Source organism: Streptomyces sp. MBT65 (genome assembly GCF_016612545.1).
Lineage (GTDB): Bacteria > Actinomycetota > Actinomycetes > Streptomycetales > Streptomycetaceae > Streptomyces.
This window is the reverse complement of the sequence record NZ_JAENRY010000270.1, coordinates 1-10,778: the sequence shown is the minus strand read 5'-3', so window position 1 is coordinate 10,778 and position 10,778 is coordinate 1. Positions and strand designations below refer to the sequence as shown.

The 10,778-nt window shown below is 70.3% G+C and carries 11 protein-coding genes and 1 pseudogene; 6 read left to right on the top strand and 6 right to left on the bottom strand.

Annotation, left to right across the window (positions count from 1 at the left end):
- Positions 1-479: pseudogene (locus JHN63_RS54885) on the bottom strand (serine/threonine protein kinase); the annotation flags it as partial.
- A gap of 203 nt (positions 480-682) precedes the next feature.
- Here JHN63_RS54885 and JHN63_RS54880 point away from each other — a divergent pair.
- Positions 683-1,006: a hypothetical protein gene (locus JHN63_RS54880; protein WP_374222990.1), complete on the top strand. Its 324-nt coding sequence runs from the start codon at positions 683-685 to the stop codon at positions 1,004-1,006.
- A 352-nt stretch (positions 1,007-1,358) separates the two neighbouring features.
- On the opposite strand, the gene JHN63_RS39905 is transcribed toward JHN63_RS54880, so the two are convergent.
- Positions 1,359-2,336, bottom strand: coding sequence for an aldo/keto reductase family protein (locus tag JHN63_RS39905; protein ID WP_200690006.1), 978 nt, complete (start codon positions 2,334-2,336; stop codon positions 1,359-1,361).
- A gap of 254 nt (positions 2,337-2,590) precedes the next feature.
- On the opposite strand from JHN63_RS39905, the gene JHN63_RS39900 reads away from it, so the two are divergent.
- From JHN63_RS39900 to JHN63_RS54445, 4 genes are all read left to right on the top strand, one after another.
- Positions 2,591-4,027 (top strand): helix-turn-helix domain-containing protein, encoded by a 1,437-nt coding sequence (locus JHN63_RS39900; protein WP_307782098.1) that lies wholly within the window; start codon positions 2,591-2,593, stop codon positions 4,025-4,027.
- A 255-nt stretch (positions 4,028-4,282) separates the two neighbouring features.
- On the top strand, positions 4,283-4,558 hold the full coding sequence (locus JHN63_RS53330; RefSeq protein ID WP_234478401.1) for a hypothetical protein: 276 nt from the start codon (positions 4,283-4,285) through the stop codon (positions 4,556-4,558).
- A 321-nt stretch (positions 4,559-4,879) separates the two neighbouring features.
- Complete coding sequence (locus JHN63_RS54450; protein WP_307782097.1) at positions 4,880-5,416, top strand: pentapeptide repeat-containing protein; 537 nt, start codon at positions 4,880-4,882, stop codon at positions 5,414-5,416.
- Positions 5,417-6,004: 588 nt separating this feature from the next.
- Positions 6,005-6,331, top strand: a complete 327-nt coding sequence (locus tag JHN63_RS54445) for a hypothetical protein (RefSeq protein ID WP_307782096.1) — start codon at positions 6,005-6,007, stop codon at positions 6,329-6,331.
- On the opposite strand, the gene JHN63_RS39890 is transcribed toward JHN63_RS54445, so the two are convergent.
- On the bottom strand, positions 6,321-7,250 hold the full coding sequence (locus tag JHN63_RS39890) for an NADP-dependent oxidoreductase (protein WP_200690007.1): 930 nt from the start codon (positions 7,248-7,250) through the stop codon (positions 6,321-6,323). The two genes, JHN63_RS54445 and JHN63_RS39890, sit on opposite strands and share 11 nt — an antisense overlap.
- Before the next feature lie 110 nt (positions 7,251-7,360).
- Here JHN63_RS39890 and JHN63_RS39885 point away from each other — a divergent pair, with 110 nt between their 5' ends.
- A complete protein-coding gene (locus JHN63_RS39885; protein ID WP_200690004.1) occupies positions 7,361-7,753 on the top strand; it encodes a helix-turn-helix domain-containing protein in 393 nt (130 codons plus the stop codon).
- Positions 7,754-7,910: 157 nt separating this feature from the next.
- Here JHN63_RS39885 and JHN63_RS39880 read toward each other — a convergent pair whose 3' ends face one another.
- The 3 genes from JHN63_RS39880 to JHN63_RS39870 all read right to left on the bottom strand — a co-directional run.
- Positions 7,911-8,870: a threonine/serine dehydratase gene (locus JHN63_RS39880; protein WP_200690003.1), complete on the bottom strand. Its 960-nt coding sequence runs from the start codon at positions 8,868-8,870 to the stop codon at positions 7,911-7,913.
- Between the two features lie 146 nt (positions 8,871-9,016).
- Positions 9,017-9,694, bottom strand: coding sequence for an AIM24 family protein (locus JHN63_RS39875; RefSeq protein ID WP_200690002.1), 678 nt, complete (start codon positions 9,692-9,694; stop codon positions 9,017-9,019).
- A 66-nt stretch (positions 9,695-9,760) separates the two neighbouring features.
- Positions 9,761-10,778: CAP domain-containing protein (locus JHN63_RS39870; protein WP_200690001.1), on the bottom strand; the 1,018-nt coding region annotated here is incomplete at its 5' end.

Here is a 10,778-nt window from a genome sequence, read left to right as displayed (position 1 = left end):
ACCGAGGGCGAAGCGGAGGCGGAGGCGGCGGGCGAGGTCGGGGCCGTAGGCGAAGGCGTCGCGGACGGGCTGTAGGCGTGTCCGTCGACGTTCTCGCCGGGGGTGCTGACCGACGCGGAGGCCGAAGCGGTCGGGAGCGGCGAGGGGGCGGTCGCGGCCGAGGACTCGGTGCCGGGCAACTGGTGGGTGGCGGCGAGCACGGCGACCGTGACGGTGCCGACGGCGAGCGCGGTCCCGGCGGCCATGCCCCGCCCGCTCCAGGTGGTCCCCGCCCCGCGCACGGCGTCGTAGGCCCGTCGCAGCCGTGGCAGCGGTACGGGATCCCGGTCGGCGTACGGGTCGTCGTTGAGGATGCGGGTGAGCAACTCGCGGACCACCGGGCGGGTCAGCCGCTCCCGGGAGTCCTTGCGCAGCAGCCCCTGCACGACCTGCGCGAGCGGCCCGGCGCGCGAGGGGCCGCGCATCGGGAGCCGGTCCACGCCCTTCATGGTCGCCTCGGGGCGGCCCGCCCCGGTCCCGGACCCCGCCCCGGTCCCGCACGAACACCTGGCCGGGGCTGAGTTCGCCGTGGGTGATGCCCTCGCTGTGCGCGGCCTCCAGGATGTCGAGCAGTTCGAGTCCGATGCGGGCGGCCCGCACATAGTGGAACGTGCCCTGCTGGGCGAGGAGTTGGCCCAGCGGTGTGCCGTCGATCCAGTCGGTGACGGTCCACAGCGTGCCGGCCTCCTCGACGGCGTCGACGACGGGGGCGACCCGGGTGGGGCACTGCAGCACCATGACGTCGGTGGTGCGCCGGATGCCGTCGGTGATCCGGACGGAACTCTCCCCGTCCGGGACGGCGGGGAGAGTCACCTGTGTGAGGAGGCAGGGGCGTTCGGCGATCGTGTCCTCGCCGTACCAGGAGACCCGGTTGGTCTCGCGGTGGGCGACCTCCATGGGCCGGTATCTGCCCGCGACCGACTCGTGTACGGAGACGTGCGTGTCGACCATGGCCATCCCTCGCTGAACCCCGGGTTCTCACCTTTCCCAGAAGTACGGTGGGTGTGACGGGCTGCGTTCAATGGAAGCCCAATTCCCCGGTGTTTCTTGCCTTTTATTCAACGGCGGCGAGCGGATGTGCGAGAAAAACGAGTCACGGGGGAGGGCCCCAGGTCGCCGCGCGTGTCCCGGTCCCGCCGAATTCGCCGGGAGGCATACGGGACGGAATACCACTGCCCCGAGCTGGCGGTAACCATCGGTAACGTTCGACTTTGCCGCCGCCGTGGCTGTGACCAGGCCCTTGAACGCGGTCGGGGCCGACCCGTGTGAGTGTCAACTTCCCTTGTCCACCCGGCAGTTCCCGGGAGTTCCGGCGGAAGTCAGTGTTGTGCGGTACCCCGTTCCGCGACCGGGTCGAGGAGTGTGTCGATGGCCTGCATGAGGTCGGCGTCCAGTTTGACCCCGGCGGCCTTGACGTTCTCGGTGACCTGTTCGGGGCGCGAGGCGCCGATGATGGCGGCGGAGACGTTGGAGTTCTGCAGCACCCAGGCCACGGCGAGTTGGGCGAGGGACAGGTCGGCCTGCTCGGCGAGGGGCTTGAGTTGCTGGACCCGCTCCAGTACGTCGTCCCGAAGGAACCGGCTCACCATGTTCGCGCCGCCCTTCTCGTCGGTGGCGCGGCTCCCGGCCGGCAGCGGGGCGCCCGGCGCGTACTTGCCCGTCAAGACGCCCTGGGCGATGGGTGACCAGACGATCTGCCCGAGCCCGAGCTCCTCGCAGGTCGGCACGATCTCGTCCTCGATCACCCGCCACAGCATCGAGTACTGCGGCTGGCTGGACACCAGCGGGAAGCGCAACTCCCGGGCGAGCGCGTGCGCTTCGCGGATCTGGTCGGCGGTCCACTCGGAGATGCCGATGTAGTGCGCCTTGCCGGAGTGGACCACGTCGGCGAACGCCTCCATGGTCTCCTCCAGCGGCACCGTCGGGTCGTAGCGGTGCGCCTGGTAGAGGTCGACGTACTCGGTCTGCAGCCTGCGCAGCGAGTTGTCGATGGACTCCATGACGTGCTTGCGGCCCAGACCGCGGTCGTTGGGTCCGGGGCCGGTCGGGAAGTAGACCTTGGTGAAGATCTCCAGGCCCTCCCGCCGTTCGCCCTTCAGCGCCCGGCCGAGCACGGATTCGGCGCGGGTCTGTGCGTAGACGTCGGCGGTGTCGAACGTGGTGATCCCCGCGTCGAGCGCGGTCCGTACGCAGGCGAGCGCCGCGTCCTCCTCGACCTGGGAGCCGTGGGTGAGCCAGTTGCCGTAAGCGATCTCACTGATCGTCAGACCGCTGCGGCCGAGTTTGCGAAATTCCATGGGGCGACTCTACTCAGGGCGCTGGAGCGGCAGTTGGATCAGTGGCCAGGGGGTGTCTGCGCAGGTGCGGGGCGTTCGGGTGGGGTGGTGGTCCTGTTGGGCGGGCTGTTGCGCGCTGCTGAGTACCACTCATGATCGTGCCAGGAGTTCTTCGGGTGCTGGTGACGGGCGGCGGACGCGCTGTGTCGGGGGAAGTGGGTGCGGTTGTGGGGACGTCGGGGTGCGGGGACGGGCTCGATGAGCTGGTGAGGGTCGTGCGGCGGAAGGGGTCCCCGGGAGAGGTGCTCGGGTGGCTCGGTCGGTGGATCGGGGCCGACGTCGCGTGGCTCGGGCGCGGGGGTGTGGTCGAGGCGGCGACGGACGGGTTCTCCGGAGAGCTTCTGGGCGCGCTGGACGGGGAGTTGGACCGTGTGGTCGGCGGGCGGCTGGCCGCTGCCGCGACACAGGTGGGCGGGATGGAGGTGCGCCTCGAGGCATTCGGCGGGCGCGAGCCGCGTGCTGTGCTGGTGACGGTCAGCGCGTCCGCGCTGTCGCGGGAGGCGGCGGCCCTGGCGTCACAGGCAGGCGGTCTCCTCGAGTTGCTGGGACGGGCGCTGGAGGCCGACGACAGTTCGCGTGGGTACGAGGAGAAGGCGCGCCAACTGCGCTTCGCGGTCCTGACGGTGCTCATGACCGGGGACGTCATGCTGGCCAGGCGGGTCAGCACCGGCGAGGTCCCGGGACTGCTGAGCGCCGAGCGTGTGCGGGTCCACGTGCTCCAGTGCCCGCCGGCCGATCGCGATCGACTGGCCCGGACCTACCAGGATCCCTCGGGATACCACGGCAAGGGCCTGATGGTGCACTGCCCCGCCTTCAGGGAGCACCTGATCTGCCCGATCGCCGAGGACGCGGACGAGGACGTCGACGAGGATCCCGGTGACGGTTTCCTGCGGGGAGAGGTACTGCGCCGTCTGGTGCGGGAGAACCCCGGGTACGCGTTGGGCATCAGCAGGCCCCATCCGCTCGCGGCCACGGGCGCGGCCTACGGCGAGGCCCTGCACGCGCTGGCCGTGGCCCGCAACTCCCCCGAGCGGCTTGCCGCTTACCCTGGCGAACCCGCGCTGATGCAGTTGCTGCCCCGAGCCGAAGCCGTCGCCTGGGCCCGCGCCTTCGTGGAACCGCTGAGCGTCCTCCCCCGGCACACGGTGGACGTCGTACGCCTGGCCGTGACCTTCCCCCGGACCGCCGTGGCCCGGCTGCTGCAGATCAGCCGCAACACCGTCGCGGCCTACTGCCGCCGGGCGGCGGAGACACTCGCACTGGACCTCGACGACGTCCACGCCCGTGCCACGCTGGACCTGGCGCTGTCGCTCGCCACCCTCTCGCCCGACCCGGCCGTGCGTGTCCCGCAAGTCGTGCCGTCTCTCGCGGAGTTGCTCCGTTGCGCACCGGCCACCACGTGGGCGGAGTCCTTCCTCCGCCCGCTCGGCGACGCCCGGCACCACAGGCTGTCGGTCACCCTGGGCGCCTGGATCGACGCCAACACCGACGCCCGGCAGACGGCCGAGCGCCTGGGCATGAGCCGGAACACCGTCCGCGTCCACCTGCGTACCGCCGAACGCCTGCTCAACCGCGATCTGCTGACGACCGGTTCGGGCATCCACGACCTCGTCCACGCCCTGCGCGTGACGGGTGAGCACCGCACACCTTGAGCAGCGTGCACACCCAGCGGTCGAACCTGAACACCGTGCACCGTAGCCTCAGTTGGACATCGTCTCTTAGCGTGATCATGGCAGGGCGAGTCGGCCGTCGCGAAAGAGCCATTGTCCGGTGCACCCGAAAACGGCTGGACCGAAGCTGTGTTCCGACGCATATTTGCCGGACGGTGACGGACCGGTCCGCACGCGACAGCTCATCGATCGGATTGTCGTTCATCCGCTGCAAGGCCCCCGACGAAGGAGGACGCGTTGAGGAAGAATCCTGACGAGATGCAGCCGGAATCGACTGCCGACGGCACGGAGCCCGCGGATGGCGATGCATGGGGCGATGGGGAGGATTTAAACCTCGGGGAAGACTATGTGGACGAACGCAGGCCAGTTCCGAATGTGCCGGAATCGGTGGGAGACGCCTTAGACGGCGAATCTTCAGATACCGCGCGGGACGCCCAGGACATCGAGGTCTACCTCATGAAGTTATTCGGCACCGACGCCTCGTGCGCCTACTCGGACGATGTCGACGAATAGCGTGGAACCTCCTGACCACACGGCTCGGTCCTCCACGACCGCGCCGCCCTGGCCGTACTGCGGACACGGCGCGGATCCGGCCGGCTCCCCGATCGGGTGTCGAGGCCGGCGCGCAGAGCCCCAGGGCGCATGCCTGGCGCATCTCAGTGAGAGCCATTGCGTCGATCTACCTGGCGAGCCTGGAGCCCGGGAGCGATCTCGATCACCGTGGCACCTCGCTCACCGAACACCTCCTGAACCGACTCCTCGACGCGGTCCGGGATCCCGTTACCCGGCGGCCGCAGCTGGGCGTGGCGCGGTTCGATACGGCGTGCTTTCTCGGTGACGCCGATTTCGGCGGAACTCGGTTCACGAAAGAAGTCGGCTTCGAGCAGTCGGTGTTTCTCGGCTACGGAATTCGGCGGTGACGCCCAGTTCGAGCGGGCACGGTTTCGCGAGGCCCAGTTCCGTGAAGCACGGTTCGACGGTCGCGCGTGGTTCGGTGAGGCCCGGTTTTCCGAGGAGGCGCGTTTCGACCGGGCGCGGTTCGCCGGCTACGCCAGGTTCGGCCTGGCCCGCTTTCTGAACAATGCCGCGTTCGACGGTGCCCAGTTCTTGGAGAACATCGGATTTCAGGGAACCAGGTTCGGTGGCCATGCCTGGTTCCACGGAGCGCGGTTCGAGCGGGAATCGCGGCTCGGCCCCCTGGTATGTGCGGGCTCCCTGGACCTGTCCGCGGTCGTCTTCGCGGCGCCCGCCGTCATCGAGGCAGCCGCGCGGAAGGTGTGGTGCGTACGGACGCGTTGGGAGGCGACGGCGGTCCTGCGCCTGCGGTACGCCACCGTCGACCTCGGCGAATCCGTTCTGACGCACCCCTGAGCATCACCGCCCAGCCCGCACCCTTCACGGACCGCACCGGCACCGACCGGAGCCAAGACGCCCTGGAGGAAGGCGACTTGGGCAGCCGTGACGCCCGGGTGCACATGGCATCGCTGCGCGGGGTGGACGCCGCCCACCTGACGCTGCACGACGTCGACCTCACCCACTGCCTGCTCTCCGGCGCCGTACACCTCGACCAGTTGCGGCTTGAGGGCGAATGCACCCTGGGGTTGCCGCCTGCGGGGGTGCTCCGGCACGGGCGGACACCGATGCGCTGGACGGCACGACGGACCCTGGCCGAGGAGCATCACTGGCGCGCGGCGCGGGGCTACGACGGGTGGACGGCGGCGTCCGCCGGTGCGCCGGTACTGGAGCCGTCGGCGCTGGCTCCGTTGTACCGGCATCTCCGTAAGTCCTTCGAGGACGGCAGGAACGAGCCGGATTCCGCCGACTTCCACTACGGCGAGATGGAGATGCGTCGTCACGACCTGAAGCGGCCCCGCGCCGAGCGTGCGCTGCTCGCTCTCTACTGGGCGGTGTCGGGGTACGGGCTGCGCGTCCCGGGCCCTGGCCTGGCTGCTGGGTGCCATGGCCGCCACCGTGCTCGTGATGATGTTGTGGGGTCTGCCGCAGCAAGACGCAAGGCCCGGGCCCACCAACAGTGCGACCGGCGCGGGGATTTCAGGGGTCGCCGGCACGAACGATCCGGTCGACCCCGACGAGCCGCTCGCCCGGCGCATGACGTCCGACCGGTTCGAGAAATCGGCCCGGGTGGTGATCAACTCGGTGGTGTTCCGCTCGTCGACCCAATCGTTGACCACCGCCGGAACCTGCACCGAGATGCTCTCCCGTCTCGTCGAACCCGCGCTGCTCGGCCTCGGCGCCTTCGCGATCCGCGGGCGGGTCAGACGGTGAGGACGAGCTTGCCCCGGAGGTGGCCGCCGTCGAGCAACCGGTGTGCGTCGGCGACGCGTTCGAACGGGAACGTCTCCTGCACATGGACCCGGAGCCTGCCCTGTTCGACGAGGTCGACGAGACCTCGCAGGGCGACCGGATCGGGGTCGACCGCGATGCCGCTGAAGCGCATGCCGGCCGCCTCGTACCTGGCGATGAGTTCCGCGTCACCCTCGGCCACCGCCGTCACCAAGTGACCACCCGGACGCAGCACTTCGAGCGACCGCTCGACGGTGTCGCCGCCGATCGTGTCGAGCACGACGTCGATGTCACGGACCGCCTCGGCGAAGTCGACCGCCGTGTAGTCGATCACCTCGTCGGCGCCGAAGCCCTCGACGAACGTCCGTTTGCTCCCGCTCGCGGTCGCGATCACATGCGCGCCGAGCGCCTTCGCGATCTGGACCGCGACATGGCCGACCCCACCACCACCGCCGTGGACGAGGACGCGATCGCCCTCGCTCACACCGCCGAGGTCGACGAGGCCCTGCCACGCCGTCAGCCCGACGACCGGGAGCGCCGCCGCCTCGACATGCGAGAGCGACGCCGGCTTGCGCGCCAGGTGCAGGGCCGGCGCCGACACGACCTCGGCGTACGCGCTCGCCGCCCGTGGGAACAGCGGCATCCCGAACACCTCGTCGCCGGGCCTGAACCGCCAAGTCCCCGGCGCCTGTTCGACCACACCGCTGATGTCCCAGCCGAGGACGAACGGCGGTTTGCCGATCAGCGGGAACTCACCGGCGCGCAGCCGCGCCTCCAGCGGGTTCAGCCCGATCGCCTCGACGCGGACGAGAACTTCGGTCGGGAGGGGCCGGGGCACGGGCGCGTCCACGACGGTGAGCACCTCGGGACCGCCGAGCGTCTCCTGGGTGATGACTCGCATGACCGGCATGACCGGAGTGACTGGCATGGCTCTCCTGGCTTGGGAAGTGGAACAGGGGGAGAGCACCCAGGCTAGGTTTCCCATAGGAACCGGCAGGTACCTTAGGCGCCATGAGCGGATTCGGTCCCGGTGATCCCTTTCTCGCCGACTGCCCGGCGCGTCTCGCGGTCGAGCTCATCGCCGACAAGTGGACGGTCGTCGTGCTCTACGGCCTCAGCAGGGGCCCGGTACGCCACGGCGAGCTGATCGGACTGATCGGCGGCATCTCCCGCAAGATGCTCACCCAGACACTCCGTCGGCTCGAGGCGCACGGCCTCATCCGCCGCCACGCCTACGCCGAGGTGCCGCCCCGCGTCGAGTACGAACTCACCCCGCTCGGGGCGACACTGATCGACCCGATCCACACACTGACCGAGTGGGCGAGGGCGAACAGCGACGCCGTGCTCGACGCGCTCGACGCCGATTCCGAGCCGATCGCCCAAAGCGACCTGGGCCCTCGCTAGTTGTATCGCTCCGCAGGGTTGCCGACGTGACCTGGACCGAGCGCATCCGTCGATCGGTCACTGGACCCGCCGACAACTCAACTGAACCAGCCGAGGGTTGAGGGTGGACTCGCGGAATTCGTCAACACGCCTACATGCGACGGGTGTTGACGGGACGTCAGCTCAGCCCGAAGTCCTCCGACCACGCCGCGATCTCGCCGACGGTCGCGTTGCCCCCGCAGACCACGAGGCCGAGCCGGGCGTCGGGGCCGACCCGTTCCAGCACCTGGCGGGCGGCGGGCAGCAGGCAGCCCGCGGCGGGCTCGGTCCACACCTTGGCGTGTTCGGCGAGGTCGAGACAGCCTCGGACGGCGTCGCGGTCGGGGACGGTCAGCACCTCGGTGACCAGGGTCGAGACGTGGTCGTACGTCAGTCGCGACACGCTCGGCGCGCTGAGCGTGGTCACGATCGACGACGGTACGACCGGCACCGGGCCGCCCGCCGTGAGCGCCGCGGACATGGCCTCGGCGCCCTCGGTCTCCACGCCCCAGACCCGGATTCCGGGCCGACGGGCGTGCAGGGCGGCGGCGATCCCGGCGATCAGGCCACCGCCGCCGATGCTGACCAGGACGTCGGTGAGGTCACCCGCGTCCTCCGCGAACTCCAGCCCCACGGTGCCCTGTCCGGCGATCACCACCGGGTCGTCGAACGGGTGGACCAGGGTCAGCCCCTCGTCCCGCAACCGGCCCACCAGCTCGAACGCGCTCGGCATGTCGTCGGTCAACCGCAGCGAGGCGCCCGCCGCCTCCACCAGCGCGACCGACCGCGCCGGCGCCGACCGCGGCATCACCACCGTCGCCTTCACATCGAGCGCCGCCGCCATGACCGCGAGCGCGATCCCGTGGTTGCCGCCGCTGACCGCGACCACCCCGGCCGCCGACTCGGCCTCACCGAGCGACAGCAGCTTCGCCGTCGCACCGCGCGCCTTGAAGGAACCCGTGCGCTGCAACAGCTCCAGCTTCGTGGTGACCGGGGCACCGAGCAGTTCGGAGAGCCCGAAGCTGTCCACGGTCGGGGTGCGTACGACGTGTCCGGCGATCCGCTCGGCGGCGGCTTCGATGTCCGAGATGCCGATCAAGGCAGTCATCCTTCCGGCACGGGGACAGGTGACCCGTGCCGGATCGACCCTGACTCGGAAGGGACGCGCAGGTCAACACGTTTCGGAGATCGCGGCGCGCCGGGAATTCCGGGAGGGGTCGTCGCGCTGTCCCGACCGAGGGGACCTCAGTGCTGCTGCGCCTTCTGCGGGGTCTCCTCGCTGGGCCGTACGACGACGAACCCCTCGCCCTGGAGCATGAGTTGGACGGCCTCGCCGGAACCGCCGCGCAGCATCGAGCCGATGGACTGCGAACGGTGCAGCGAGGTCTGGAGGTGGGCCGACCAGCCGACCACCGCGTCCGTGTCGACGAACACCGGGTACTGCGGCGAGACGGGTATGACCAGCGGGTTGCCCTCGCAGACCAGGCCCAGCTTGCCCTGCCCGGTGAAGACGCTGTTGAAGAGACCGCCGCCCGCGATGCCGGAACCCTTCACCGTCTTGATCGAGTACGACAGGGAGGCGTCGAAACACAGGACGTTGCGGCCGTTCACGGTGAACTCGTCGCCGGGGTCGATCTCGACCACGAAACAGTTCTGCGCCTCGTGCGCGAACCATGCCTCGCCCTGGCCGCGCACCACCATCAACGGCAGTCCCTCGCCGGTGACCGCGCGCTTGAGCATGCCGCCCACGCCCTGGCCCTTGCGCTCGAACTGGAGGTTGCCGCGGTAGGCGATCATCGCCCCCTGGCGGGCGAGCATCTCGCCGTTGACCGCGTACCTGATGCACTTGGCATTCTCGACGGTCATGCCCGGCGCCGTGGCCGGCTGCACCATGTGCTCACTGGAAAACAGATCACCCTTCATGCGGGCATCCTGACCCGGAAGATCTCATTCCGCCAAGATCGTGGACGGGTCGACCGTGCCGGGCGGTCAGGCGCCGAAGAGTTGTGTCCAGTACGTCCCCATCTGTCCGCCGCCCGCGAAGCCGATGCCTATGTGGGTGAAGGCCGGCTTGAGGATGTTCGCGCGGTGGCCGGGGCTGTTCATCCAGCCCTCCACGACCTGGGCGGGCGATCGCTGACCACAGGCGATGTTCTCCCCGATCGTGCGCCTGCGCGAGCCCGCGGCGGCGGCCCGGTCCCAGGGCTGGGAGCCGTCGGGGGAGGTGTGCGAGTAGAAGGCGCGGGCCACCATGTCGGTGCTGTGCGCCTGCGCGGCGGCGGCGAGCGACGGGTCTACGGCCAGGGCGCGCAGCCCGGCCCTGGCGCGCTCCGCGTTGGTCAACTCGACGACTTCCGCCGCCGTGCGGGCCAGGTTGCCCACGGTCAACGGCCTTGCCCACAGCGCCGTCCAGTAGACGTCACCGGAGCGGGGGTCGACGGCCTGGGCGAGCCCCGCGTGCGTGAAGGCTCGCTCCAGCAGCGTCCGGCGGGGCTGTTCGGTGCGCAGGCAGTAGTCGACGAACCCGGCGGGGGAGCGCGGACCGGAGACCAGGTGCTCGCCGATGGTGAGGTAGCTGTACCCGGCCTGGACGACGCGCTGATACACGGAGACGCCGTCGCGGCTCTCGGAGCCGAGGTGTCCGGCGGCGGCCATGGCGGTGGCGTGGGCCTGCGCGGCGGAGGTGAGTCGGGGTTCGAGGGAGACGGGTGGGCAACCGGCTTCTGCGCGGGCCGAGTTGGCGAGGGTGAGGAAGCCGGTGGGGTCGGGCGCGGATCGGGGGTCCGGCGCTCGTGCTGCTGTGGCAGGAGTCCGAACTCCTGCGAGAGCGCCCGGAGTCGGCGCCGTCGTAGCGGAGGCCGGGCCGGGAGCCGCGTCCTCGGCGAGGTCCACGCCGAAGTCCCGGGCGACCCCCGCGAGTCCGTCGGCGTACCCCTGCCCCAGTGCCCGCAGCTTCCAGCCGGTGCCGCGTCGGTAGAGCTCGGCGAGGAGCAGGACGGTCTCGCGC

What these genes read in the sequence shown, in the direction of transcription:
- JHN63_RS39890 (WP_200690007.1), bottom strand. Translation starts at nt 7,250, where the DNA reads ATGCGAGTCATCACCCAGGAGACGCTCGGCGGTCCCGAGGTGCTCACC.
- JHN63_RS39905 (WP_200690006.1), bottom strand. Translation starts at nt 2,336, where the DNA reads ATGGAATTTCGCAAACTCGGCCGCAGCGGTCTGACGATCAGTGAGATC.
- JHN63_RS39885 (WP_200690004.1), top strand. Translation starts at nt 7,361, where the DNA reads ATGAGCGGATTCGGTCCCGGTGATCCCTTTCTCGCCGACTGCCCGGCG.
- JHN63_RS54445 (WP_307782096.1), top strand. Translation starts at nt 6,005, where the DNA reads ATGGCCGCCACCGTGCTCGTGATGATGTTGTGGGGTCTGCCGCAGCAA.
- JHN63_RS39875 (WP_200690002.1), bottom strand. Translation starts at nt 9,694, where the DNA reads ATGAAGGGTGATCTGTTTTCCAGTGAGCACATGGTGCAGCCGGCCACG.